The sequence below is a fragment of the Paenibacillus solisilvae genome (assembly GCF_042656405.1).
Taxonomy (GTDB): domain Bacteria; phylum Bacillota; class Bacilli; order Paenibacillales; family Paenibacillaceae; genus Paenibacillus_Z; species Paenibacillus_Z solisilvae.
Genome location: NZ_JBHSOW010000037.1, coordinates 1 through 23960 on the forward strand (window position 1 = coordinate 1; position 23960 = coordinate 23960).

Annotated in this window: 28 protein-coding genes and 1 pseudogene; 5 read left to right on the forward strand and 24 right to left on the reverse strand. The window is 45.1% G+C overall.

Annotated elements, in window-relative coordinates:
* The first annotated feature begins 65 nt into the window (after positions 1-65).
* Positions 66-284 (forward strand): helix-turn-helix domain-containing protein, encoded by a 219-nt coding sequence (locus ACFPYJ_RS10055; protein WP_091175162.1) that lies wholly within the window; start codon positions 66-68, stop codon positions 282-284.
* A gap of 250 nt (positions 285-534) precedes the next feature.
* Here the strand turns inward: ACFPYJ_RS10055 and ACFPYJ_RS10060 are convergent, their stop codons facing one another.
* The 12 genes and pseudogenes from ACFPYJ_RS10060 to ACFPYJ_RS10115 form a co-directional block, all read right to left on the reverse strand.
* Positions 535-1320, reverse strand: a complete 786-nt coding sequence (locus ACFPYJ_RS10060; protein WP_379187995.1) for an ankyrin repeat domain-containing protein — start codon at positions 1318-1320, stop codon at positions 535-537.
* Between the two features lie 809 nt (positions 1321-2129).
* A complete protein-coding gene (locus ACFPYJ_RS10065) occupies positions 2130-2783 on the reverse strand; it encodes a hypothetical protein (protein WP_379187996.1) in 654 nt (217 codons plus the stop codon).
* Positions 2784-2849: 66 nt separating this feature from the next.
* The gene (locus ACFPYJ_RS10070) at positions 2850-3650 is read right to left on the reverse strand and encodes a COG4705 family protein (protein ID WP_379187997.1); all 801 of its coding nucleotides are present in this window, start codon (positions 3648-3650) and stop codon (positions 2850-2852) included.
* Between the two features lie 107 nt (positions 3651-3757).
* Positions 3758-4366, reverse strand: a complete 609-nt coding sequence (locus ACFPYJ_RS10075) for a COG1361 family protein (RefSeq protein WP_379187999.1) — start codon at positions 4364-4366, stop codon at positions 3758-3760.
* 175 nt (positions 4367-4541) lie between these two features.
* Positions 4542-5000 carry a divergent PAP2 family protein gene (locus tag ACFPYJ_RS10080; RefSeq protein ID WP_379188000.1) on the reverse strand — a complete coding sequence of 153 codons (459 nt, stop codon included), beginning with the start codon at positions 4998-5000 and terminating at the stop codon, positions 4542-4544.
* A 171-nt stretch (positions 5001-5171) separates the two neighbouring features.
* A pseudogene (locus ACFPYJ_RS10085) lies at positions 5172-5946 on the reverse strand (COG4705 family protein).
* A 97-nt stretch (positions 5947-6043) separates the two neighbouring features.
* Entirely contained in the window at positions 6044-6643 is a 600-nt protein-coding gene (locus ACFPYJ_RS10090; RefSeq protein ID WP_379188078.1) for a DedA family protein, read from the reverse strand.
* A gap of 49 nt (positions 6644-6692) precedes the next feature.
* Positions 6693-7517 carry an undecaprenyl-diphosphate phosphatase gene (gene bacA, locus ACFPYJ_RS10095; RefSeq protein ID WP_379188001.1) on the reverse strand — a complete coding sequence of 275 codons (825 nt, stop codon included), beginning with the start codon at positions 7515-7517 and terminating at the stop codon, positions 6693-6695.
* A 170-nt stretch (positions 7518-7687) separates the two neighbouring features.
* The gene (locus tag ACFPYJ_RS10100) at positions 7688-8374 is read right to left on the reverse strand and encodes a response regulator transcription factor (RefSeq protein WP_379188002.1); all 687 of its coding nucleotides are present in this window, start codon (positions 8372-8374) and stop codon (positions 7688-7690) included.
* Between the two features lie 7 nt (positions 8375-8381).
* Positions 8382-9848 (reverse strand): sensor histidine kinase, encoded by a 1467-nt coding sequence (locus ACFPYJ_RS10105; protein ID WP_379188003.1) that lies wholly within the window; start codon positions 9846-9848, stop codon positions 8382-8384.
* A gap of 400 nt (positions 9849-10248) precedes the next feature.
* Positions 10249-10524: a hypothetical protein gene (locus ACFPYJ_RS10110; RefSeq protein ID WP_379188004.1), complete on the reverse strand. Its 276-nt coding sequence runs from the start codon at positions 10522-10524 to the stop codon at positions 10249-10251.
* A gap of 451 nt (positions 10525-10975) precedes the next feature.
* On the reverse strand, positions 10976-11740 hold the full coding sequence (locus ACFPYJ_RS10115; RefSeq protein ID WP_379188005.1) for a hypothetical protein: 765 nt from the start codon (positions 11738-11740) through the stop codon (positions 10976-10978).
* 186 nt (positions 11741-11926) lie between these two features.
* Between ACFPYJ_RS10115 and ACFPYJ_RS10120 the strand changes: the two genes are divergently transcribed.
* Positions 11927-12139, forward strand: a complete 213-nt coding sequence (locus tag ACFPYJ_RS10120) for a helix-turn-helix transcriptional regulator (RefSeq protein ID WP_379188006.1) — start codon at positions 11927-11929, stop codon at positions 12137-12139.
* Positions 12140-12236: 97 nt separating this feature from the next.
* On the opposite strand, the gene ACFPYJ_RS10125 is transcribed toward ACFPYJ_RS10120, so the two are convergent.
* The 10 genes from ACFPYJ_RS10125 to ACFPYJ_RS10170 all read right to left on the reverse strand — a co-directional run bounded on the left by ACFPYJ_RS10125 (position 12237) and on the right by ACFPYJ_RS10170 (position 20735).
* Positions 12237-12524, reverse strand: coding sequence for a hypothetical protein (locus ACFPYJ_RS10125; RefSeq protein ID WP_379188007.1), 288 nt, complete (start codon positions 12522-12524; stop codon positions 12237-12239).
* A gap of 171 nt (positions 12525-12695) precedes the next feature.
* On the reverse strand, positions 12696-13166 hold the full coding sequence (locus ACFPYJ_RS10130; RefSeq protein WP_379188008.1) for a DUF6220 domain-containing protein: 471 nt from the start codon (positions 13164-13166) through the stop codon (positions 12696-12698).
* 21 nt (positions 13167-13187) lie between these two features.
* Complete coding sequence (locus tag ACFPYJ_RS10135; protein WP_379188009.1) at positions 13188-13712, reverse strand: hypothetical protein; 525 nt, start codon at positions 13710-13712, stop codon at positions 13188-13190.
* A 171-nt stretch (positions 13713-13883) separates the two neighbouring features.
* On the reverse strand, positions 13884-14576 hold the full coding sequence (locus ACFPYJ_RS10140; RefSeq protein WP_379188010.1) for a response regulator transcription factor: 693 nt from the start codon (positions 14574-14576) through the stop codon (positions 13884-13886).
* The gene (locus tag ACFPYJ_RS10145; RefSeq protein ID WP_379188011.1) at positions 14573-16045 is read right to left on the reverse strand and encodes a sensor histidine kinase; all 1473 of its coding nucleotides are present in this window, start codon (positions 16043-16045) and stop codon (positions 14573-14575) included. The genes ACFPYJ_RS10140 and ACFPYJ_RS10145 overlap by 4 nt, the downstream gene beginning before the upstream one ends.
* A gap of 41 nt (positions 16046-16086) precedes the next feature.
* Positions 16087-16836: an ABC transporter permease gene (locus tag ACFPYJ_RS10150; protein ID WP_379188012.1), complete on the reverse strand. Its 750-nt coding sequence runs from the start codon at positions 16834-16836 to the stop codon at positions 16087-16089.
* A complete protein-coding gene (locus ACFPYJ_RS10155) occupies positions 16829-17566 on the reverse strand; it encodes an ABC transporter ATP-binding protein (protein WP_379188013.1) in 738 nt (245 codons plus the stop codon). The genes ACFPYJ_RS10150 and ACFPYJ_RS10155 overlap by 8 nt, the downstream gene beginning before the upstream one ends.
* Before the next feature lie 182 nt (positions 17567-17748).
* On the reverse strand, positions 17749-18600 hold the full coding sequence (locus ACFPYJ_RS10160) for a hypothetical protein (protein WP_379188014.1): 852 nt from the start codon (positions 18598-18600) through the stop codon (positions 17749-17751).
* Between the two features lie 397 nt (positions 18601-18997).
* Positions 18998-20206 carry an erythromycin esterase family protein gene (locus tag ACFPYJ_RS10165; protein ID WP_379188015.1) on the reverse strand — a complete coding sequence of 403 codons (1209 nt, stop codon included), beginning with the start codon at positions 20204-20206 and terminating at the stop codon, positions 18998-19000.
* A gap of 229 nt (positions 20207-20435) precedes the next feature.
* Positions 20436-20735, reverse strand: a complete 300-nt coding sequence (locus ACFPYJ_RS10170; RefSeq protein ID WP_379188016.1) for a WGxxGxxG family protein — start codon at positions 20733-20735, stop codon at positions 20436-20438.
* Between the two features lie 176 nt (positions 20736-20911).
* Between ACFPYJ_RS10170 and ACFPYJ_RS10175 the strand changes: the two genes are divergently transcribed.
* A complete protein-coding gene (locus tag ACFPYJ_RS10175; protein WP_379188017.1) occupies positions 20912-21256 on the forward strand; it encodes an AMP-dependent synthetase and ligase in 345 nt (114 codons plus the stop codon).
* A gap of 71 nt (positions 21257-21327) precedes the next feature.
* Here ACFPYJ_RS10175 and ACFPYJ_RS10180 read toward each other — a convergent pair whose 3' ends face one another.
* Both ACFPYJ_RS10180 and ACFPYJ_RS10185 read right to left on the reverse strand, forming a co-directional pair.
* The gene (locus tag ACFPYJ_RS10180; protein WP_379188018.1) at positions 21328-21636 is read right to left on the reverse strand and encodes a hypothetical protein; all 309 of its coding nucleotides are present in this window, start codon (positions 21634-21636) and stop codon (positions 21328-21330) included.
* Positions 21629-22288 (reverse strand): DUF3990 domain-containing protein, encoded by a 660-nt coding sequence (locus ACFPYJ_RS10185; RefSeq protein WP_379188020.1) that lies wholly within the window; start codon positions 22286-22288, stop codon positions 21629-21631. The genes ACFPYJ_RS10180 and ACFPYJ_RS10185 overlap by 8 nt, the downstream gene beginning before the upstream one ends.
* 269 nt (positions 22289-22557) lie before the next feature.
* Here ACFPYJ_RS10185 and ACFPYJ_RS10190 point away from each other — a divergent pair, with 269 nt between their 5' ends.
* Together ACFPYJ_RS10190 and ACFPYJ_RS10195 are read left to right on the forward strand one after the other, a co-directional pair.
* Entirely contained in the window at positions 22558-23373 is an 816-nt protein-coding gene (locus ACFPYJ_RS10190; protein ID WP_379188021.1) for a glycerophosphodiester phosphodiesterase family protein, read from the forward strand.
* 134 nt (positions 23374-23507) lie between these two features.
* Positions 23508-23954 carry an SRPBCC domain-containing protein gene (locus ACFPYJ_RS10195; protein WP_379188022.1) on the forward strand — a complete coding sequence of 149 codons (447 nt, stop codon included), beginning with the start codon at positions 23508-23510 and terminating at the stop codon, positions 23952-23954.
* Positions 23955-23960: the final 6 nt, after the last annotated feature.

Sequence of the window (23960 nt, forward strand, 5' to 3'; positions counted from 1 at the left end):
ACGGCTTCTACAAGAAGCGATTAACATAAAATCAGAAAATGATTTGACGGTCTGAGGTGGAGGATATGACAATTATCATTAATATTGATGTGATGTTAGCAAAACGAAAAATGAGCGTAACGGAGCTTTCGGAGAGAGTTGGAATTACTATGGCGAATCTCTCCATTCTGAAAAATGGGAAAGCAAAGGCGGTTCGTTTTTCAACATTAGAAGCGATATGTAAGACTTTGGATTGTCAGCCAGGTGATATTTTGGAGTACAAAAGCGACGAAGACACTCAATAAAAACAGACAACTAATTTATTTAACTCCCTCGGTACGATAGCTCAATGAACCGCCTTTTCACCAAGGCGGTTTTCTTATGGTCAAATATCAACAATAGAATTTAACATAGCTATTTGAAAATAAATAGTAGAGACCACGTGAAAAGGCCACCAGTTCAAATCGGCAGCCTTCGATTGATAGGGTACCTGTCCCATAAGACAGGGGGAATTTGTTCATCTAATAATAGCTGCCCTAGGACGCCCTGAATTGATCATCCCAGCTCGATTGCGGGTTTGGCGCCTTGACTACGGAGCCACTGGACCAGATCGGCAGCCTCGCTGCGCTGCGCAGTGTCAAGGGGAGTCATCCCGTCCCACACCGAAATCCAGTTAAGATCGGCACCTCGCTTGAGTAAATACTCAGCCGGGGGCCGCTGTCCGCCGTGGCAAGCACACCAGAAGGCAATGGTAACTGCGTCCAGAGGCGAAGTACTTCCTGCTCCCCACGGATATCGCTCTGAAAGTGAGGCACCGGCGAAATGGGCCTCCATTGCATTCATCAGTCCTAGCGCAGCCGCATGCCAGAGCGCGATCTGCGCTCCGCGCTCGACCAACCGACGCGCGGCCTGCCACTGCCCGAATGCCACCGCATCATCCAGCGGCGTGCCGCCGGCAATGACCGCGCCTGGCGCCTCAATATCGGCACCAGCATCGAGAAGCGCGTCAAGCACTTCGATATCATCGCTGCTTGCAGCCCAATGCAGCGGCGTCTCGGTGTGCGGGCCGGTGAAACGAGCGTTCACCTCGGCACCAGCATCGATAAGTGCGGCCACGGTCGCTGCTCCATTTGGAAAATGACCAGGCCAGTCTGTCGCCACATGCAGCAGTGTGCGCGACATCCCGCTCATGCATTTGTCATCATTCTCATTTCCGATAATTCTCGCCGTTGCCAGGCTTGTATTCTCGTCAAGCAGTCTCTTCAGCGTTGGTACATTGCCAGTCTGGATTGCCTCGACCACGGCGATCGTAAGCGGCGCGTCCTTGAATATAATAGACATGTCATCTCTCCTCATAGCAGACTCTCCACTAGCGTTCCGTTAGTTCAATCACCAAATCATTCAATCATGTACTCTTGACCCTATTAGGGGCTAGTCATACAGCAGGCCTATAGATTCAATCAAGTGTCTGAACTTCTCAGGCTGTAAAAAATAATAGATTCGTTTACCCTCCCTACATTCTTGGATATATCCTTCATCCTTTAATTCTTTAAGATGATAGGACAATTTGGATGGAGATATATCGTCAAATTTTAGTTGAAGGTCCGCGGGACATACCGCCTTGGGAACGGTTGAGCAGACGGGTGATTGATAATCTTTCTGCCTCCCCTCTTTAAGCATGACTAGAATTTTCAAGCGTATGGGATCACTAAGCGCCTTGGCTGCCTTCGCTAATTCGTATTCGTAGTTTTGTCTCATGAAATCATTATAACAACCAACTATTGACATTTCAATTTTTTTTGAACTACAATCATAATCGATTCAAAAAAAGTCGAAATGAGGTGGAATCTCAATGTTATCCTGTCTTGTAAGCGCATATAATTTAATCCGCATAATACCGCTTTTTCCGCAGACTTTCCCTCCCTTCCTGCTCAGCAGAGCCGACGACGCCCGGTGCCAATTCTTGAATAGCGTCCTCTAATCGTCATTCTAAAGCCTTTTTCACGCCGATACTTTCACTTTTTTCAGTTTCGCACTTTCACTTTTGTATGTGATTCTGAAAGAGTCAATAATCTATTACCGTCATGTATCACTAGGAGATAACTATCACCAATTGCTAGGCGTATATAAAAGAAAAACCAATCCCGGTCTTACGGGATTGGTTGATTAGCTTGTCTTGCCGATCTTTCGAAAACCCATACGAGCCCCCCTACTGCCAGGCTTGCGATGACCGCTATAATTGTCGATCCGCCTGCATGCAGCAGCAGCACTGGAACCCAGAGAATCCCGAGTGAACGATGCACGGTACGCATCCATTTGTTACGAACCTTATTGATGAAGTAACCATACCCAACAAGCGTTAGAATTATGGCAAAACTAGCTAGACCCGTATATATGTTGTCGTCATGAAGCTTCGTAATCAAATAAAAGGTACCATGAACGCCAATTAGCAAGAGGGTAACCCACCCCAATAGCTTATGAATGGAATACAGCAGCTTCCCGGCTTTGCGGACTATCGTCGATGGCGACTTCAGCTTCTTCTTAAACCAGAACCACGAGAAGGCGGCTGCTGCCGAATACAAGGCGATTGTTCCTAAAGTTGAAAAGTATCCTCCATATCCATTATTATCACCTTCTGAAGAATGTCGCATGTCTTCCTGCAATCTTCCTTGTTCTACTCCCTGCAAACCAGGGAGAAGCTGTCCTCCGTGTGCAAATTTCGTATAATAATAGTACGCCAAGAGAATCAGTGCTGATGCAACCGCAATCAGTGCTGGAATCCAAACCTTTTTGTTTTTGTTCATAATGAACTCCTATGATGATTTTAGGTGGACTTGATGTATGATCAGACGGTCTATTATTCGATATCCTCAATATTCCCTCGCCACATCACCTTCAATTTTAGCATTAATTGCAGGCGAACCTCCTTGGATTGCGACTAGAAGGATAATAAATATTGTCAAGACAAGACTGACCGTACCTTTACCAAGACCTATACCACCGCTGCTATGAGCCGCTGATAACCAATCTGAAAACGAAGCTCCTACAGGGCGCGTCATGATATAGGCAAACCAAAAGGCGAAAATTTCTTTTAGACCAAGCAACCAATAACCCAAAGCTGGAAGCACGAGTAATCCTGTAAATAACAAACCGGATGAGAAATAGCCTAGATGCATACTTTTCGCTGTCATATCTCCCGCTGCGGTACCAAGTGCAAAAGTGGTCAGGACGGTGAGCCAATAAAAAACCTCTCTACGACGAGTATAGATGCTGTGAACGGACAGCGTCTTTTCTTTGAAGTACCAAGTGATGAGGACAGCAGCAAGCGATGCCATAAAAAAGATAGTTGAAACCATATAGGGAATACCCAAGCCGACACGCACAACATCAGCAGCCATGGTGCCAAATATACTTACCATAACAACAACTAACCAGTAGATCCCTGCTACATATCGACGCACTTTAAACTGCAGGATCATCGCCGCTACGAAAATAAGAACGCTCAGAGGTGCCGAAATAAACGGGTTTAGACTCTCAAACAAAAAATCAGAGGCAACCTCGCCCATCCCCGTTGTCAGCAATTTAATGATCCAAAAATAGAGTGTAATTTCAGGTACTTTAGCAACCATTCCTGAGTAGTGATTACTCTTTATTACAAGAGGTTTATTCAATGCATTTCCTCCAATATCATTTTATTCTCATAAACCAGCTGCTTATCCTATCGTGTTACCTAAACGAGGCATTCTCTGGAATTTCGAATGTCGTTCATGATCCCCCATCATGTACTGCCGGACTGCTTTTCCTTCTTTTTTGCGCCTCTTTCGGTTTTTGCTGATAGCTTTGCAACGATCAGAAGAATCATCACAACGGCAATACACACACTCGCCAGCCACAGACAACGGGCGAACACCTTCGTCCCGCTGGCTTGGTTAAGATGGTTAGCTTTCAAATTCTGATTCGCAAAGTTAACTTCATCATCGGTGACACTGAAGTCAAAGTGATTCTGCTCTTGCACTCCTGCATAGGTTACCTCAATACGTGCTTCATAATCTCCGGCCTTCAACAGCCTGTCTACGGGGAACGTGACGGACCGCTTTGCTCCCGGCATTATCGTTGGAATCGCGGCCGGCTGGATCGAGCTTCGTTTGCGGAACATATAATCGTTTTGACTAGAGGAGACGACTTCATTCAATGTAATGGCGAGCAGCGGATCCTCTGCTTCCTTGCCCCGGTTTTCGATGATCAGATCCACAATGGGCGAGCCTGTCTTCTCGTAGCTGTAACGGAACGCTTCGATAGCTATTAGATGTCCAGCTTCCGCCGAAACTTGTCCTGCACAGATAAACATCAACAGCAACGCTGCCATTGTGATCATGATTCTACTCATTGCCGGAACACCGCCCTTCAAATCAATGCAAAGTTATTGGTCAGCTTATCCTGTGCTCAACAGCAATCCTGCTATTTCCAGACCGCTGTGATCGGCGCTGCGCTGCATTATGTTCCCCTTCCGAAATCTCTAACGTACACAAGTATTCTCATACTCGAATGAATAATAAACCCAGCTAGTATAACATCAGCTTCATTATGAGGCTTACTGCAATTCCCAAACTTGCTCCCGCACATACTTCAATCGGACGATGCCCCAGCATTTCCTTTAAAGAGGGGTCAACTTGCTCTTTATTATGCAAAACCGAGATCGTCTTTGTCATTCGATTCAGAGCAGAGGCATGCATTCCTGCATGCCTTCGAATTCCAGCCGCATCATACATCGTGATAATGCTCACCATTAAGGCAATTGCAAATGTAGTGGATGAGAAACCATCCATCATGCCGACAGCGGTTGCTAATGCTGCCACGGCAGCGGAATGTGAACTGGGCATACCTCCTGTGCTGAATGCAAGTTGAATGTTTATTGTGCGGCGTGAAATATAATGAATCGGAACCTTAATGAATTGAGCGATAAAGATAGCGATTAGAGCCGATATTAAAGGAAAATTGTGAATAACATTCAACGGCCGCACTCCTTAGTATGAATGATTGATGGTTATGGTCCTGCCACCACTGTAGTGCAAAATCATGAAGCATTCATAAACTCATTCTTAAAACTTTCTTAACGAACAAAAAACCTGTTGATCCATGACCAACAGGCACTGTTATACGAACCGTTAATCCATCCAAATATTACCTTCTAATCATTCGAAAATAACATCTTTTTTCGTCCGTGCTAGATAGTAAACCATGTAATAAGATTAGAATGAGGAAAATCCCGCTCGTACCTACCGTTCCGAATCCAAGTCCGCCATCGTCCGCAGATTGGGACAGGTAGTCTCCAAGGGATGCACCGAGTGGACGAGTGATGATGTAGGCTATCCAGAATGACAATACGGGATTCAAGTTGAAGCGATAGTAGGCGAGCGTGACCATACCAATCACAGCGGCAAATATGATTGCTGATAGTAAGTAACCCAAATTCATGCCTTCAGAAATTAGATCGCCTGCAGCTGTGCCAAGTGCAAATGTGAATAGAATGGTTAACCAGTAAAACCCCTCCCTTTTTGTTGTATAGATCGAGTGGATGGACAACGTTTTCTCGCTCTTGTACCAGATCATAAAAGTGAGGAGTAATAAAATTGAAAATACTATCGTTGTTGTTTCTAATGGAACGCCAAAATTATCACTGAGATTATCCGTAACCAGCGTACCTAAAATGCTGATGAACACAACGGTTACCCAGTAGATGCCGGGAACGTATTTATTCGCTTTGAATTGAAATATCAAGGCAATAATCAGTAATACCGCCATCAGATAGGTAGTATTGGTGAGACCCCAATTTAAATTGAAATTCAGAAAATCCGCAGCCGTCTCACCCACGGTCGTTGCCATTATTTTGATCAACCAAAAAAAGATGGTAATGCTTGGCACCTTACTGAAAAATGAATGATTGGGTTGATTGGGCATCATATTCATTACGGATAAACCTCCTCACATATGATTAGTTTCTTATTTCACTTTATTCACCATACAGCTCTCACCGTATGTTTCGTAATCTGTATGTCCATACAGCTCAAGCATGTTTCCGTTTCTTCCGAAACAGCCAGAATAGAAGCAACCCGCATACAACAGCTGCTACTGCATAGCTGATGGGATGAAGATAGTCCTCCACCAGATAGGCATTCATTCCTAACTTCAATCCTGCGTAAACCAGCGCCATATTCCAAGGTATACAGCCAAGAAAGGTGAAAATAAAGAACTTCCGAAAGTTCATCCCTGCAATTCCGGCTGGCAGCGAGATAAACGTACGAATAAAAGGTAAATTTCTCGTGAAAAATACAGTGCTTTCACCATAACGTTCGAACCATCGCTGAGCTTGTTCAAAATGTGAGGACCTAAGCAGCACATATTTGCCGTACCGCTCTATAAGCACCCTGCCTCCTCGTAGTCCCACATAATAAGCAATTATTGAGCCAATCAAATTGCCAAGTACCCCTGCAAACACAACCTCTGTGTAAGACATCGATCCGATCGCCACCGCTGCCCCGCCGCTGAGCAGGATAACTTCGCTTGGGATCGGGATACAGGCGCTTTCCAATATCATCCCAACGAATATTCCCCAAATACCTAAGGTGTCGATCAGATGGACCGCTACACTCGAAATCCAATCCATGATTTGCTGCAAATTGATTCCCCCTTCCCCTCCTGTTACACGTACCCGGCTATGCCGTTAGCAATAAGTAGCCTAGAAAGACGACCGCGAGTACAAAACGGTAATAAGCAAATGGTGCCAGCTTCAGCCGCTCCAGCAACCTCAAGAACGTAATAACGGCAAGAAGCGCCACAAGGAAAGACACCATAAATCCGGTCACAAAGAACCCGGTGTCTGAGGCTGTTAAGGTATCATAACTCTTCAAAAGCTCGTAGCCGCTCGCGGCAACCATCATCGGAATTGCAATCAGGAAAGAAAAGTTAGTGGCCGCCCGATAACTAACGCCGAGTAATAACCCGCCCGCAATCGTTGCACCTGAACGGGAGAATCCTGGCCAAAGCGCCAGACATTGAAACAAACCAATCAAAAAAGCCTGTCTATAGGATAGTTGATCGATGCCCTCAGCTTGTACGGCTGCTTGTTTCCCCTGACCTAGCAGCATGAATACGCCGCCCAGCACGAGTCCTGCCAGAACCGTATAAGGAGAGAATAGGTAGGACTTAATAAAGGAATGCAGAACTAAGCCTAATGCCATGGCGGGTAAACAAGCCAAGATTACATGAATAAGGTTCAGCTTGTGAGCGGGAATCTCCGGCTGGCTTGAATTGGTTTTCAAACCGATTAGACCTAACAAATTTAATATTCGTCTCCAATAAATAACCGCAACAGCCAGGATTGCGCCTAATTGGATCACGATTTCAAACGTATCCGCCTTTTCACCGGTAAAACCAAGCAGTTTTCCCGTCAAAATCAGATGACCGGTCGAGGATACCGGCAGAAACTCGGTCAAACCTTCAACAATGCCTTGGATCACGGCGGTAATGATATTTTGCATGAATACGTGCACGCTCCCTTGATTAATTGACATTCTACACCGGGCTAAACCTACTGTAGTTTCCAATCCTAAAATCAACATAAACCATTCCTTAAATTTTTCTTAATTCAGATGAATATTGGGATCTTCAAACCCCATAAAAAAAAAGCCTGATTGAAATCAGACTTTTCTCACCCTTTAAAACGATACCCGGTTCCCCAGACTGTCTCGATATAGGTCGGGTCCGCAGAGTTGCTTTCAATTTTTTCACGTATTTTTCGAATATGCACGGTTACCGTTTGCATATCACCCATAGCATCGATACCCCAAATTTTCTCAAACAAATGATCTTTGCTAAATACATGGTTCGGGTGATTAGCAAGAAAATAGAGCAAATCGAATTCTTTGGTCGTCAGCATGGTCTCGGTTTCATCGACGAATACTTTTCGTGTATCAGGTTCAATGCGCAAACCCCGAATATGAATTTCATTTTTCGTTCCCGTCGTGCCGATTAACCGATCGTATCTTGCCATATGCGCCTTGACTCTAGCGACAAGCTCAGCAGGCTTGAACGGCTTGGTAATATAATCGTCCGCCCCTAAGCCTAACCCCCGGATAACATCGATATCTTCGCGTCTTGACGATACCATTAGAATCGGAATGTTCTTTTTCTCACGAATTTTTTTGCATACCTCAAAGCCATTCAGCTTCGGCAGCATTAAATCAAGAATAATTAAATCATAGGTCCCCGACAAACTCATTTGGAGACCCTTCTCACCATCTGGGGCCATGTCGACTTTAAAACCGCTAATCTCCAGATAATCCCGTTGAAGCTCGGAGATCGTTACATCATCTTCAATAAGAAGAATCGTTTTCATTTCATAATCATTCCCTTGTCGTAATGGGGATACACAGCTTAATTGTTGTTCCAACGGTCAATTGGCTGGAAGCCGTAATGCTGCCTCCATGCCCTTCCATGATTTGTTTGGCAATGGCAAGACCCAGCCCGCTTCCGCCTGTATTCGCATTACGCGATTCATCTGCGCGATAAAACCGTTCGAATATATGCTGCACGGCTTCAGGATCAATGCCCGAACCGTTATCCTTTATTTCCAAAATCGCTAAACTTTCTACGCAATAAGCCGCTAACTGAATGGAAGGCTGTTGTTTATCCATGTATCTGACGCTATTCTGTATGATATTGTTGAGAACACGCTTAAAATGATCCCGGTCCAGTAAAACACATGTAGCTGGATCAAGATGGATGTCCGCATGAAAAGCAATGCCTTGCTTCTCTAATTCAAATTGCAGCTCTTCCGACCAATCGTTTAGAAAGGCCAATACATGCACAGATTCAAAATAAAACTGCTGTCGATTCAAATCCAGCTTGGAATACAGAAACAGCTCGTTTATCAGATGATCCAGCTCATCCGCTTTAACGGCAATGGTTTGCAAATATTTCAAGTTCTTCTCCGGCGTATCTGCAATCCCCTCCATAATTCCGTCAATGTAGCCTCTAATGGCGGTTAAAGGCGTTTTTAGATCATGGGATATATTCGATATTAATTCTTTACGGTTTTCTTCGTATTGCGCTTGAACTTGAATCGATGTTTGAAGCCGTGAGCGCATTTCTTCAAACATAACGCCCAACTGGCCAATTTCATCTTTCCCGTTGACCTTTATTTGAAAATCTAAATTGCCCTCTTTTATTTCACTAGCTGCATTCTGAAGTGCCCGCAGTGGGCGAATGATGTTCTTTGACATAAAGGTCGTAAGCAGAACATGCGTAATGATCAAAATGAAAACCAACGATAAAAATAACGTTGGAAAATATTTGCGAATGAAATAGGTCGTCGGATTGATTTTCGAAACGATAAAGATTGTCCCGCGCTTGTTATTCTGGTAGTTAAAATCGAACTGCAAGAACAAATAGTTTGAATTCCCTACCTTCTTCGGTGGATGCTGAGTAAAGGAGTCATTTTGGTTATATGGCGGCAAATTTGAACTTAAATTTGAAATTTGTTCAACACTAAGCGATCGGTACAAAATCGTTCCGTCAAGCCGAACTATTAAGCCCGAGTCTTTCCTCTGAAGCTCATTTGACATTTCTTCAAGGTACGTCTGATCCTTCAATAAGCTAGGCTGGCGTTCGACCGAGCGCTTAATTTCTTTTGCAATATGCTCCACGTCTTCGTGATCAAATAGGGCTTCGGTGGATTCATAAATCCCCTTTATATTTTGCAGGTCTCCACGAAATACAATAACCATGAGCAGCGAAATGAGAACTATGGAAACAAGAGGGATGACAAGCATCGCCGCATAGGATAGGAGCAGCTTCAATCGAATGGACATACTGAGAATTCTCCTCCGCTATTATGCTTCTTTGCGATCAAACATAATGTATCCCAATGAATAAAACAAAACAAGTCCCGAACAGATGAACACGGATGAATTTAATAAGATCCCCCACCCCGCTAATACCGATTGCACTACCTAATACAATCCACTTTTTCCTCATCTTTCTCCTCCTAAGTATAAAAATAATACCGCTTACTCAGGATAAGCAATGCTTCTAAACTATTCATGAACCAGTTCTTAAATTTCTCTTAATTGTATTTCACCTTCTTATGAAGGGTCCGGAGAAAAGTTAGATTTCCAACTGGCGGTGCCATGTGAATAAAGTGATTGCTGACGAATGCTAAACAGAAGAAGAGCTTGCCGGATGGCAAACTCCTCTTCTTCTTATATCGTTCTATTTATCTGACGTCAATGAAATAATGATCTTTACTATCTCGTACCCTAAGAATACGGCAATCCCGAGAACGGAGATGGTGGCATAGATGCGCTGTGAATTTTGAAACCACCTTGCGAATTGATCGAGCTGCTTCGGGGCTTGGTAGCCTTGCACGATATCTGCATGTCTGATGACATCATTGAATGGCGTCCTGTCCTCTCCTGCAATTACCTGCTCCTGTGGCTGGAGATAGTGCAATGTCTTGTCTTCGAATGGATTGTAACGGGTTGTCATGTGAGAACCTCCTCCATTACTTCATCCATATTATACCATAATAGCCAGTTAACTCTGCAAAAAAGAAACCTGCTTTCTAAAGTTAGAACAAAAGAGATGATACAGCTGCGGGAAGTCAGCTATACTGGACATTTACAGTTAAATCGAGCTGCACGCACCCAATCCGAATCCTATACTGGATATATCCATTTATATTCCCAATACTAGCTCCAATACGCCCTCCCTGGGCGGATTTAACTGTATGAAATACAGTATAGCTTCCCCATCGAGCCCCAATCGGCTCCTATCCTGTATCAAATACAGTATAGCAGCTCACAGCCAGCAAAACAGGCACTTTTTTGATGGGGACGCTGTCTCAGTTGTCTCTTAAACTCCTAGAATGTGGAACTCACTTGCTCCTCTATCCCAATCACAATAGAATTCATCAGGAGTGGCTACTAATCGGGTATCGTTATTTGAGATTAGGTAACTTACTCTTGTTGTTGTATCCTAAATCGAAAGCAAACTTAATCGCCTCTGCCAATCCCGGTGTATAGTTCCTAACAGTAAGTTTCCCCCGCTTCAGGGCCTCTTTAGCATAATCATCTGAGTAATATAGTGCATCATCTGTTATATGCGATAAATAATATTGCCGTTCCGTACCTGCTTTACGGCTTTTCACCTTGGTATCCACTATCTTTTTGGACCTGCCCAATCTTGCTCCTTCATGGATATCGATTCCCCAGATTTCTTGACTGCTATTATCTACGATCTCGTAACCGACGACGACTTTTTTGTCCAGACTGTCGGACAAGGTCAGTACTTTAAGGAGTGTAAAATCTGTGTTCGATCGAAATAATGTCTTTACTCTCGCGGCTTTTGTTTCCTTTGACCCGGTTTTAGTGTTATTACGTACTTTGCTTTTCTTGCTTTCTGGAGAAACCTCTTCCTCGTTATTCGTAGTGTCCGTTTTTTGGGTTGTCAGTTTCTCAAGAAGCTCTTGTTCCATTTCCAGTCTAATCTTTTGCATACTCTCCGACATCTTTCGAGTCAGTTCCTTCTCCAGCTTCTGCAGCTCTTGAGTACTTTTAACATCCGTCTTAGCTGCTGTTTTCGTAGCGGCGGTTTTTCGACTCGCCGTTTTTTTTCTAGGGGCGCGTTTTGGCTTCGTGAGGGAGTGAACGGTTCTCTTTAATTTCTGGATCAAGGTCTTTTTTACCTTACGTTGTTTCGCCATTTCCGTCCTCCTTCAATATGCTTTCGGAAAAAGAGATGGCGCTTTCCAACTACACAATTACCGGAACAGTGGTTCATACGCCTTCTCGTCCTATTGATTATCCATACACTATACCTTCATTATACAGCTCATTGATCAGTCTTCAAATCGATAGAATAGGATCCTTGATTCCCCGATAGGCACAAATTGCCCAAAGCAGCAGAGCCGCTTCGTACCAATCAGCTCCTGCTTACTGATCTTGGTGTGCGCTGCGGCTATAACTATACGAGCGAATTCGGCAAGGTTTTTAACAAAATCGCCGGCATGTCCTCGAGCGCTTTCCGTGAGACTGTAGAGGGACAAGTTGAGGATTATTTGCTGCAAGTCCGTGGATCACCCATTGAACCCACGATTGAATAGCAGTCCATATAAACACACAACAAAGTCCCTGTCAATCCATATGACAAGGACCTTGTTTGTTAATCGAATTATGCGCTCATCCTTATTCATCGCGGGTTTATGGAAGCAGCAGCTCCTGCAACCGGACGTAACCGAGGAAGAAGAACCCCAGGCTAATCATTCCAAGGAACGGCAGCGCTTGGTAAGAGTGAATCATAATGACCATGAGACCTGAAACCATTATGAGAAAGCCCGCTTCCAGGTAAATCCCTCCACGATCCCCCGCCAGCATGAAGAAATGTTTATAAAACAGCGGTGTAAATACCAGCCCCAAAGCGATGGTAAAGAAAGCCCAAGCGGTTTCCAACATGTGCATCGACTTGCCTGTACAGAGTATATAACCCATATAAATGCTTCCTGTGCTGAATACGATAAAAGCTAACATCAAATAGAAATAGGCGGAGGTTCTCTTCAATAAGAACTGTTTACCGGCTTGTACGAATAACCCCAATCCAGCGATGGCTATAAGTAACCAGTATATATTCCCCCGCCGCCTTTCCTTTCGGAGTTCTCTCCGTCATAGTGCCTTCTCGTAGGAGATTGGGTTGTTCTTCCGAAGAAGCAGCCACGGCCAGGAGCGTTTTGCTGCATGCATCGAAACTCCGAATAGCAGTAAGGCGTCAACCGTATGAAGCGCGGGGAGAAACCCGGTGAAAGTCTGAATCGTCAGATGCTGCAGTGAGGTGAGGGCAAACAATCCCAGAGGCAGCCATCGCAGTCCGCCGCGGATGCGTCCGGCAAACGATAATAGAAACATGACGACTGACACAGACTCAAAATAGTTCGCGAACACGCGATGGAGTGCCAATTCCTGATTGTCGACGAAGAGGCCTAATCCGGCGAAAAACACTTGGAGAATCACGCATATCAAGTATCCCGCCGCCAGCAGCCCGTACACGAAACGCACCGATCGGATGCGTGAGGATCCGTTATCCTCCTCCCCGGCTAGAACCACGGCATTCTTTCTTTTACCTTTTCCATTCTCCATCATTAAAGCTCCTTTCACCTGTCAATTTGGCAGAGATTTGTGTTTTCGCTGACCCCACGGTTTGAATACCGAAATGACGAACATCCCGCCGACAGATAGAATTTGAAGAATAATTCCGGTCCAAAGCAGCCTGCTGTTGACCGTAAATACCGGATCGTAAAGCGAGTTTAATCCTTCCGCCGAGGTAAGCGTGACTGCTTTCAACGTTAAGACTTCCATGCTGAATGGTCCCAAAAGGATCGAGATGATCATTAATCCTTCTTTGGCGATAATCCAGTAGTGTTTGAACAGTCCCCATTTGGTCAGCACAGAAAGCAGAATCCCGGTCACCAAAGCGCCAATCGTCGAAGCCTGGACAGACGTCTTGGCAAGCGCGTGCATACTCGTATAACATGCCTTAAGTACGCCTTCATCGCTCGTGTTAGCCGCCGTTATGCTTAGAATCAGAAAGGCGACAGCCACGCCGAACATAATCGCGGAAAACAAAAGGTGAGCCGACAGCAGCCATCTTCTCTGGGTGATGCTCAGTTTACCTATACCATTCACCTCCTGTCTTCAAAACCATTCCCGTTATTAATGATAGTACGCGTGTCTAAAAGGACACTAAATGAAATCTAAAAAAAGTATAAAATAGCAGCAAATAAAAAAAGCGTACCCCTTCACTGAAACTTGAATGGATCGCTTTCGATTTATGCATCTATTAGCCGTTCGCTGGAATTATAAATTGAAGCGGTAGCCTACTCCCCAAATGGTCTCGATATACTGCGGGTTGGAAGGGTCAGCCTCTATTTTCTCCCGTAATTTGCTGATATACACGGTCACCGTGGTGGTGTCCCCATTCGAGTCCAACCCCCAAATTTTCTCGAACAATTCATCTTTACTAAACACCCGGTTCGGATGCAGAGTCAGGAACAGCAGCAGGTCATACTCTTTGGATGTGAGGAGGACCTCCGTTTCATTCACGAACACCTTCCGGGACAGCTTATCGACGCTTATGCCGCGTATCCGTATTTCGTCTAAATGCCTCTTCCGGTTATCGGTTATCAAGCGGTCGTAACGGGCGAGATGCGCTTTAACTCTTGCGACCAGCTCGCCTACGCTGAAAGGCTTGGTTATATAATCATCCGCTCCAAGTCCCAGACCGCGTATTTTGTCGATATCTTCCTTCCTGGCGGAAACCATCAGGATCGGGATATTCTTTACCTGACGAACTTGTTTGCATATTTCGAACCCGTCCGTCTTCGGCAGCATAAGGTCGAGAATAATCAGATCATACTCCTCTTCGACCGCTTTCCTCAGGCCAATGTCGCCGCTCGTTGCGATCTCCACCTCGAAGCCGCCCGCCTCCAAATAATCCTTCTCCACTTCAACGATGACCTGCTCATCCTCGATGATCAGAATCCGCTTCATAACTGCTCACCGCCATATCCGGTTTTTCTCAATGTAAAATAAATGACGGTGCCTTCCCCTATTCGGCTCTTAGCCCCCACATGCCCACCTTGCCCTTCGACGATTTGTTTGACAATTGCAAGACCCAGCCCGCTGCCGCCTGTAGCTGTGCTTCTTGACGGCTCAGCCCGGTAAAAGCGCTCGAATATATGCGGCAGCGCAGCGCCTTCGATGCCCGAACCGTTGTCCTGAATGCTGACCGTTGCCTCCTCTTGCCCGTCAATCAATTCGATCCGGAGTTCCTTTTGCGCCTTATCCATATATTTTAAACTGTTATTAATAATATTCATCACTACTCTGCGCAGCTTTTCCCGGTCGGCCGTGACCTGAACCGGCCCATCGCCGGCAAACTTGAACATAACCGATATCCCGGCCATACGCGGCTCAAGACGCAGTTCCTCCACACAATCATGCAGATAAGCCGCAAGATCTGTCGGTTCCAGATTAAAAGGCAGCCGGTTCAAGTCCAGCTTGGAAAATAAAAATAACTCATCGATTAATTGATCCATTTCTTCTGTTTTTTTCGCGATCATGCCCACATATTTATCCCGCTTCGGACCGGTGTCCGCGATGCCGTCTTGAATGCCTTCGACACATGCTTTTATCCCGGTAATCGGCGTTTTCAAGTCATGAGAAATGTTGGAGATCAGTTCTTTGCGGTTTTCCTCGTACTGCAGCTGCATACGGATCGACTCGTTCAATCTGACACGCATGGCTTCAAATGCCGCGCCAAGCTCCCCGATCTCGTCTTTACGGTTCAGGTTCACTTCATGACCGAGATCGCCGTCTTCGATTTGACTGGCGGCGTGCTTCAACGCGTACAAGGGTTTGATCAGACTGCGGGAAACCAAATAAGTCAGAATTCCGTTGGTTAGTCCAATCACGATAAGCAGGGACAGAATCAGCAATGGAAAAAGCTTCTTGAAGTTCTTAATGAACATCATCAAATCGGAGAGCACATACACCGTGCCTGTACGGTGATCACTGAAGATGATATCGTATTTAACCATCGTGAAACGATCGTTGATTTTGGGGTCATTCCACCCGTTTGAATCCGGATTGGTCTGTGCCTTCTGAAGCTGATTATATAAATCGGTGCTGTCAACATACGGGGATGTATAGGTAATCTCTTTATTGATGATGACAACTAGTCCCGCCTGCAATTCGTTCAGCTGTTCGTCCGTTTTCTTCAAAAAACCGCTGTCGGTGAACCGGCCCGGATCTGCTTGCGCCATAAACTTTACCCCGGCGATCAGCTCATCCCGTTTATTCGACGTTTCCCAAAATGCCGGCATTCCCTCCCGGTCTCCGGTTCCCGCCAAATCTTTTAAATAAACCGATGCCAGCGTTGCGGCAATCAAAGCGAATAAAACGATGGGAATGAAGGTCATGGCAAGATAGGATAGCAGCAGTCTCATCTTGATGGACATAGGCAATCTCCTTAAAAGTGGACTTCGCACCGGTGGTTCGTTCACAGCTGTTTTCTGTCGAAAATAACCAATCCCGCCGTATAAGCCATTATACAATAAGCAAGAAGAAGAACGAATGAATAAAGCAAATTGCTGATCGACGCACCGTTTCCGACCCACAGCACATACCAATCCGTATAGGAAAAGACGGACCACACCGAAACTTGCGGGAGAACGAACGGTATAACCTTGGCTGCGGCATAGATAAAGATAATCAGCGCCATAGCGCCGGTGCTGTTGTTGAAACATAACGCGATAAGCACCGTGACCAACCCGATTGCGAGCATCGGCAAGAATGAAGCCGTATAGGCTTTAATACTATCGAGCAGACCGCCTGTTACATCGCCTCCCGGAATAAACAGTCCCGATAGGACAGATGCGATCCAGAGCGCAGCAAGATGAACGGCAGTATATATGGCGATGGCCAGCACTTTGGATGCGAATACCTTGGCTCTTGTAATTGGGCGCACTAGAATGAGCTTTAACGTTCGGGCCGAAGCTTCACCGGTAAATAAATCCGCAGCGGTCATGAACAGAAGCAGCGGAAGTAAAGCAGATGTGAACAAGCTCAGCATGAGCATGGGTAGACTGCTTCCAAGCCCACCGATTATGCTGGTATTATTCTGCACGGCGGCAAGCAGTATCGCGGAAATAACCGGTAGGAGAAGGGTCAGCAGCAGAAATCCCTTCGTTCTTCGGCGGGTCCACAGCTTTTCCGTTTCATTCCATACATTAGCATATAAACTATGCATAAGCATCCGCTTCCTTCGAAGTTTGTAATTGCGAAATCACATATTGCTCAAGCGTCAACCCGCCTGTTAGTAATTCGTCCACGTTACCTACACGGATTATGCTGCCATGATTCATGATTCCAATGCGGTTTACGATCATACTTAAATCGTGGATCATATGACTGGAGATTAAGAACGTAATTCCCTGTTCGTGCGCTAACTGCTGAATCGTATGACGGACATCGACCATTCCTTCAATATCGAGGCCATTGGTCGGTTCATCCAGAATAACCAGCTGCGGGTTCGACAGCAAGGCAGAAGCCAGCGCCAGCCGCTGCTTCATACCAAGTGAGTAGCCTCCCACCCGTTCCTTCTTATAAGGTGCGAGACCCACCTGCTCCAGAACTTGATCGATTCGGTTCTTGGGCAGATCCGGATAAAATCGCGCGGACAGCTTCAGATTATCGTAGGAGCTCATATAGTCGTAGGCGTCCGCTGTTTCTATGATACAGCCCACTCGTTCCATCGCTTGCTCGAAGCGATCGGTGATGTTATGTCCAAATAGGCGGATCGATCCGTGATCCGGGCGGATTAATCCCGTGATGATCTTCAGCAAGGTCGTTTTGCCTGCACCGTTGGGGCCGATAAATCCGTAAATATCCCCCTTCGCAACATCAAAACTTACATCTTGGACTCCGCGGCCGTTCTTATATCGCTTAGTAATCTCTTTCACTTCCAATAAACTGCTCAATATCCCCTCACTCCTTCCTGCGGCGTTCGCTGCAGCCAAGACAATCGGGCAGCCTTGGCTGCCCGGCTGCTATGTTACATTGCCGCTTTGTTACATTGCCGCTTTGTTACATTGCCGCTTTGTTACATTGCTGCTTTGTTACATTGCTGCTTTGCTGCGTTGCCGCTTTCTGCTTTGTCTGCTTAATGATGCCAGCCGCGCTTTGTCTCTTCATCCTTTATTTCCACGATTTGTTTGCCGGTCAAGTCTACACGCTCAGGTACCGTCTGATTTAAATCTCTAAAATCGACTTGCAGCTCAATGACAAGATCATGCTGGACACCGGAGTCATCCGTACCTGCAATGTTGATTTCGGCTGCTTGCTTCTCCAGCACGTTACTCGCATTGATCTTGGCATCCAGATTGATTTCTTCCACTTTAATATTGTCGGTCAGCTTCGGAAAACTCAGATGCTGTTGATCGTTTTCAGCAAGCTTGGAAACAGCCAAAGTCCCAAGTACATTTGCAATTGCGGGGATCTGGCTCCCGGAAAGATGCAGCTCTGCTTGCTTGCCTCCGTCCGATGCACTTTCGACGGTCGCAAGCTCACGAATATTGCCCATCAACGCATCGAATATTTGCTCCACCACTTTTGGCGGGTTCGGGGTGCTCCCTTCCTCCTGCCATTTGTAAGCATCAAGTTCTTTGACACGGTAAATCTCGTCATCGGCGCTTTTTACAATCACCTTTCCGTCCTGACGAAACAAATTCAAGGCATGCATCTGAGTATGATTGTCGAAGGATGCGGCCACGCTGCCGGAATTCAGCTTCCGATCCCATTTGATGTCCGCATTACCAGCGAGCAGCTCCGTTCCGTTATCGGTTACCGCAAGCTTCATATCAGCTGTCAGGTTTGTTACCTCTTTGGTATGTTTCAGTGCTGACTTATAAGCATCATATCCGGATGTACTTGCCATCGCGGAGAAACCGCTAACCAGCAGCATCACCGCGCCAACTCCGAAAGCTCCTCCTGTTATCCACCACTTTTTCCTCATTGTTAGCCTCCGTCTTGCTTTATTAAAAGCTTCCGGTTCTTTAACCCTAACCGCCTTCACCTCCACACCTATTTCCGAAGCTTCTGTTATTCATCATACCTGCCATGTCTAAACCGCCTCTAAATCAATTCTAAAAAAAGTATAAATTAAAGCACATGAAATCCGGTCTTTCCGGGTTCATGTGCTTTTTCTATACCTGCCATCTCATAAAAATGATATTACTCCCGGGTCCACCCTGTGTTTTTGAACGCAAAAAAAACGGAAGGCAGCACCTTTAGCCTTCCATATCTCCAGCTATCCGTTTGTACCGGTTTCGTTGATAAAGACTGCAAGAAGCAAACTTGCCGTTTCCCGGGCATGCTGGGCAGCCTTCTTTTGGCATCGCTATCTCTAAGCTTTAGAAATGTAAAACTTTCTGGTTTAAAGGCGAGAGCGCATTGGATTCGTCGATGTAGACAAAGGCGTCATACCGCTTGGCCATAACAGATGGAACGTAGTTTCCGCGTTCGTATCGGGAATTGTACACGACACCAATAGCACGATGTCCAACTGTTTCAAGGAAAGGTCCGACATTTTGATCAAAGAGTAAAATTTTATTGCATGCTCCTGCTTTGTGCAGTAGATCTTCCCAACTTCCTTCCTGAGCTTCCGGCACCTTCATCGTTTTCATTTCCCCGCCCCATTGGTCAGATGCAAGGACTGTTCCACGATTGGTACCAAAACCGATTGCAAACACATGTTCATCCCCGTATTGCTCGCGAATCAACTGGCCTACGTTCACCATCCCTTCGGCTTTCATATCCGTTGCTCTCGCATCACCGATATGCGTATTATGCTCCCACACAATAGCCTTGGAACCTGATCCATAGAATAATTTAATTCGATGAAGCGCCTCAACCATATGCCGATCCCGAACATTCCAAGAATCTGGCCCTCCTCGGACCATTGACCGGTAATACCGTTCAGCATTTACGGCAACCAGAGCATTCAACTCATCACTAAGGGCAGATTCATCCATGGCTCCTCTATGCTTATGTTTGACTTGAAGATCAGTCAGCAGCTTAACGACTTCATCCTCACAGCCTTCAGATAGAAAAGCGGCCGAAGCCCCATAGGATTGCGGATCGCGCTTATACGGATCAAAACAATCAAAAGCCTTTTGTGCCGCCGCTAGTTCCGGGGATCCTGTTCTCTTCAAATGATCAAGGATTTCAATCATGGATTCCCACAGACTATAGACATCAATTCCATAAAAACCAATCTGTTTTTCCGCTTCTTTATCTGAGTTATATTCATACATCCATTCCGCATAATCCATGACTTCTTTATTGGCCCACATCCAAGTAGGCCAGCGGTTAAAATCGCGAAGAGCTTCTCGAACGTTTGCAGGGGCATCTGAATCATGTTTGATAAAACGGTTCAACGTGTAGCAGGAAGGCCAGTCTCCCTCTACGGCGATGAAGGAGAATCCCTTTTCAAGAATCAGACGCTTAGATAGCTCCGCCCTTAATGTATAAAACTCGGAGGTACCGTGTGATGCTTCACCAAGAAGGACAATTTCTGCATCTCCTATGGCTTGCACGATTACATCAATCTGCGTGATCAAGTTTTAGGGATTGCTTTTGAATTTCGGCCACGATATCAAGATTATGCTTATCCATGTATGAAGCTTCTCCTTTTTTATATCCACCAAATCAGTCAGCAAAAATAAAGCGCTAAGCCTGAGTGAAATCAGTCCTTAGCGCTTCTGGCCCCTCGGTATGCTTCGACCGTTTCCCATCTTTATAACTGAAAATGTGAAGCAATTGTTGTATCGGATCAGCACCTAGCCAAACTTAGGTACGTTCACGATTTTTATTTCTTAAACCCGCTAGACCAATCAAACCAAGCAGACCGAGCCAGCCCCAATCCATATCGTTGTCATTGTCCCCCACCGCAGCAGCAGTAGTTCTATACGTCGCATTGTTGTTCATCCCATTACCGTTTGTTCCTACTGTCCGGTTATCACTTGTGGAATAACCATGATTGGATCCTGTCATATCACTGCTGACAGTTGTCCCAGCAGCACTTGAAATCCCCGCAAACATTAAGGTGAAACAACTAATCAGCAAAAACATAGAAAGCTTCTTTTTCATTGCTATCACTCCTTAACAAATTAAGTTGCATCTATGGTTTGCCCGTTACGTCATTTATTTATTCGATGCTTCTTTCTCTGGATGCATAATTACTTCCGAGCCAATCATGGTATAGATTCCAAAGGCTTTATTTATAATACGTGGGTATTAAAAATTAGAGGAGGATATGAATAACTATGAATCAGAATCAATTCCAACAACCGCAGCAAATTTCGCAGCTTCTTGTCCATTGTCAACAAATGATCCAACAATTAGCCCAACAGACCCAACAAGCATCGGGTCAATATCAACAATTACTACAGCAAGAACAAAAGAATGCTGTTCAACTTGAACAAATTGCACAACGGGAGCATCAAGCTGCACAGATTATCCAGACTGCTTTGCAAGGACATCAAACGGCATTACAACAATTACAGCAAATATCCAGTCTCTGTAATCAAATTGCTAATTCAAATTCCCATATGGTTCCAAGCTATATGAACAATCCGAATAAACAACCTATGGGATACGCTCAGCACTAAACAAGCACTAAACAGATTAATCGCACACAATAAAAAGAGGAGCCGCTTAGCGGCTCCCTTACTGGATTACATTATATATTTGCAAACAAATTTGAAGTTGTATCTGATTTATGAGTACCGGCAAGCTTTTCATTCGCAATATCAAAAGCTTCACGATACTGAAGAATCTTAGAGACCCACTGCCCCGGGTCCGTTCCTTGTTTGTACGCACTGAAGTAACGTTCAGCCTGAATTCGGGCGCTGTCATGATTATCATCGAGAAGCCTGATAACGGGTAAATATTTTTGAACGATTGCATTTGCTTCATCGGGTTGGCAGCCGTGATATTCAACCAACTTTGATACAATCATTTTTTCGAACCCCGTCAGTATGTCAGCCATATTCGATCCACTCCTTTGTTCCTTCATCCAGCACATAAAACTTCTCAATTCTCAGCATTTCATTTAACCCCGGATCACTAAAACATATTTGATTGCCTAAATCTAAGGAATCCAAATGATGACCTTCTTGATTTTGAGTCATCCTATTATAATACCATTCATACTTGTCATTACCCTTTATTTCTATTTCCGACTTATAATATTCATCATGCACTTTTTCCATTTTATTATCAGCCATTTGACCAATAATTATTGCGGGATGGTGGCTGCATGGATCAAAGCCATCATCACGACAATCTAAACGGTGATCCACAATAAACCGCGCCCATTCCGGGTTTGAGTCCCCTAAGAACACAAGACAGTCTGAAAAATGCGGAAATTGGTCTGCATCAACGCGAATCTTAAGTACAACAGCTTCAGAAAAATCAGTCTTCATTGAATCTAAAGCGGCTTTCACAGCCCATTTGGCAGCCTGCCTAAAACTTATTGTCGTGTAGAAGCCGGCACCAAAATCCCGATCTGTTTTACGCCACCAGGAGTCATCCAATAATCTTTCGTATAAACCCGGGATAAATTTTCTTAATGTGCCGTGATAAACATATTTCGGAAGATATAAATTACCTTGAAAAGAAGGCGACTGCAGAGTGTTCAACGATTCTCCTCCTCTATTTCTATTGTAGCATGAATTGTCAGACAATTATAGCTGACACGGCCTACTTGTTCTCACGGTTTCGCCGCCTTTAATTTTGCTATAAGATATTTTATTATTATATTTTACCACCTCAGCCGTTGACTTGTAATTCTAAACGATCGCGAGATTCATAGGTAAATGGCTTGGCACGATTGGATGTAGTTTGGGAGGGATTTGCATATGTATAGGTTGAAAAAAATATTAAGAAGTAAACCCTTTATCATTCCGCAGTGGTTATTGTCACGGCCAAGCGGATCTATGAACCCGAGCATCCATTCCTTGAAAATACGATTTCATCCATGGAAGCAGCGTTCCAGGCAGGAGCTGACGTAGTTGAATTTGATGTACATATCACCAAAAATGAGCAATTTGCCATTTTTCATGATTGGACATTAGACTGTCGTACGAATGCAGAGGGCGTGACCAAGGATTATACGATGAATGAGTTGAAACAAATGGATATCGGGTACGGATATACGTCCGAGCATGGGAAGACCTTTCCCTTTCGAGACAAAGGGATCGGTCTGATGCCCTCTTTAACGGAAGTTCTAACTCATTTTCCTGACAAATCCTTTTTAATTGATGTTAAAAGCAGTGATCCCTATGAGGGCGAACTTCTCGCTAAGTATCTAACCGCACTGACTGGCAGACAACGAAGCCTGCTGGCGGTATACGGAGGTAATGAACCCATTGCCGCGTTGAAAGAAAAACTGCCCGATATGCGTGTGATGTCAAAAGCAACAGTGAAAAGCTGCTTGCTGCCGTATCTGGCGGTCGGGTGGACCGGATATATGCCGCAGGCGTGTAAATATACAGAACTGCACATTCCCGAGAAAATTGCACCTTGGTTATGGGGATGGCCAAATCGTTTCCTTAATCGGATGGACGGCAAAGATACCAGAGTAATCTTAGTCGGCGGGGATGGGAGTGACTTTTCCAGCGGGTTTGATACGCCTGAGGATATTGAACGTTTGCCGCCGGATTATACCGGCGGTATTTGGACGAACCGGATTGATAGAATTGCCCCTCTTTATCAAGAGAGGTAATCCTCTGAATCTGAACATAAAGCCCAAGTGAAAGAGCAGGCTGCCCTGGGGGCACCTGCTCTTTCACTGACACATGGTGTCAGTGTTTGCATGTTACGATATAGGCATCTAAAGGCAAAAGGAGCTGTTTACGAATGGATTTAACCTATGAAACCTATATTGGCGGAACGCTGGAGCAAGTATGGAAGGCTATTGTGGACGCTGAATATGTGAAGCAAGTCTATTACGGAAGTGTAATTGAATCGACATTTCAAGCGGGTGACTCCCTTGCCTATGTCGGACCTGGTTCACAGGGAGAGAGAACGACTCACGTTTTTGGTTCCATTCTGACTTGCGAATCAAATCGGGAATTGAGTTTTCGGCATTTTACAGGGAAAGCTTACAATCCTGAAACGGACAAGTACGAGTCGCGTGTTACTTATCAACTAGAAAAGATAGGTGAAGCCGTCAAATTAACACTGATCCATGATCAATGGAAAGAGAATGACCCCTCTTATGAAGGGAGCAAGAAATCTTGGCCCATGCTTTTGTCCAATACAAAAACATTAGTCGAGACGGGAAAAACCTTGAAGTTCACTTAATGCGCT

Coding starts and splice junctions, on each gene's coding strand:
- ACFPYJ_RS10055 (WP_091175162.1), top strand. CDS start 66: ATGACAATTATCATTAATATTGATGTGATGTTAGCAAAACGAAAAATG.
- ACFPYJ_RS10060 (WP_379187995.1), bottom strand. CDS start 1,320: ATGTCTATTATATTCAAGGACGCGCCGCTTACGATCGCCGTGGTCGAG.
- ACFPYJ_RS10065 (WP_379187996.1), bottom strand. CDS start 2,783: ATGAACAAAAACAAAAAGGTTTGGATTCCAGCACTGATTGCGGTTGCA.
- ACFPYJ_RS10075 (WP_379187999.1), bottom strand. CDS start 4,366: ATGAGTAGAATCATGATCACAATGGCAGCGTTGCTGTTGATGTTTATC.
- ACFPYJ_RS10090 (WP_379188078.1), bottom strand. CDS start 6,643: ATGGATTGGATTTCGAGTGTAGCGGTCCATCTGATCGACACCTTAGGT.
- bacA (WP_379188001.1), bottom strand. CDS start 7,517: ATGCAAAATATCATTACCGCCGTGATCCAAGGCATTGTTGAAGGTTTG.
- ACFPYJ_RS10100 (WP_379188002.1), bottom strand. CDS start 8,374: ATGAAAACGATTCTTCTTATTGAAGATGATGTAACGATCTCCGAGCTT.
- ACFPYJ_RS10105 (WP_379188003.1), bottom strand. CDS start 9,848: ATGTCCATTCGATTGAAGCTGCTCCTATCCTATGCGGCGATGCTTGTC.
- ACFPYJ_RS10110 (WP_379188004.1), bottom strand. CDS start 10,524: ATGACAACCCGTTACAATCCATTCGAAGACAAGACATTGCACTATCTC.
- ACFPYJ_RS10115 (WP_379188005.1), bottom strand. CDS start 11,740: ATGGCGAAACAACGTAAGGTAAAAAAGACCTTGATCCAGAAATTAAAG.
- ACFPYJ_RS10125 (WP_379188007.1), bottom strand. CDS start 12,524: ATGGGTTATATACTCTGTACAGGCAAGTCGATGCACATGTTGGAAACC.
- ACFPYJ_RS10130 (WP_379188008.1), bottom strand. CDS start 13,166: ATGGAGAATGGAAAAGGTAAAAGAAAGAATGCCGTGGTTCTAGCCGGG.
- ACFPYJ_RS10140 (WP_379188010.1), bottom strand. CDS start 14,576: ATGAAGCGGATTCTGATCATCGAGGATGAGCAGGTCATCGTTGAAGTG.
- ACFPYJ_RS10145 (WP_379188011.1), bottom strand. CDS start 16,045: ATGTCCATCAAGATGAGACTGCTGCTATCCTATCTTGCCATGACCTTC.
- ACFPYJ_RS10150 (WP_379188012.1), bottom strand. CDS start 16,836: ATGCATAGTTTATATGCTAATGTATGGAATGAAACGGAAAAGCTGTGG.
- ACFPYJ_RS10160 (WP_379188014.1), bottom strand. CDS start 18,600: ATGAGGAAAAAGTGGTGGATAACAGGAGGAGCTTTCGGAGTTGGCGCG.
- ACFPYJ_RS10170 (WP_379188016.1), bottom strand. CDS start 20,735: ATGAAAAAGAAGCTTTCTATGTTTTTGCTGATTAGTTGTTTCACCTTA.
- ACFPYJ_RS10175 (WP_379188017.1), top strand. CDS start 20,912: ATGAATCAGAATCAATTCCAACAACCGCAGCAAATTTCGCAGCTTCTT.
- ACFPYJ_RS10180 (WP_379188018.1), bottom strand. CDS start 21,636: ATGGCTGACATACTGACGGGGTTCGAAAAAATGATTGTATCAAAGTTG.
- ACFPYJ_RS10195 (WP_379188022.1), top strand. CDS start 23,508: ATGGATTTAACCTATGAAACCTATATTGGCGGAACGCTGGAGCAAGTA.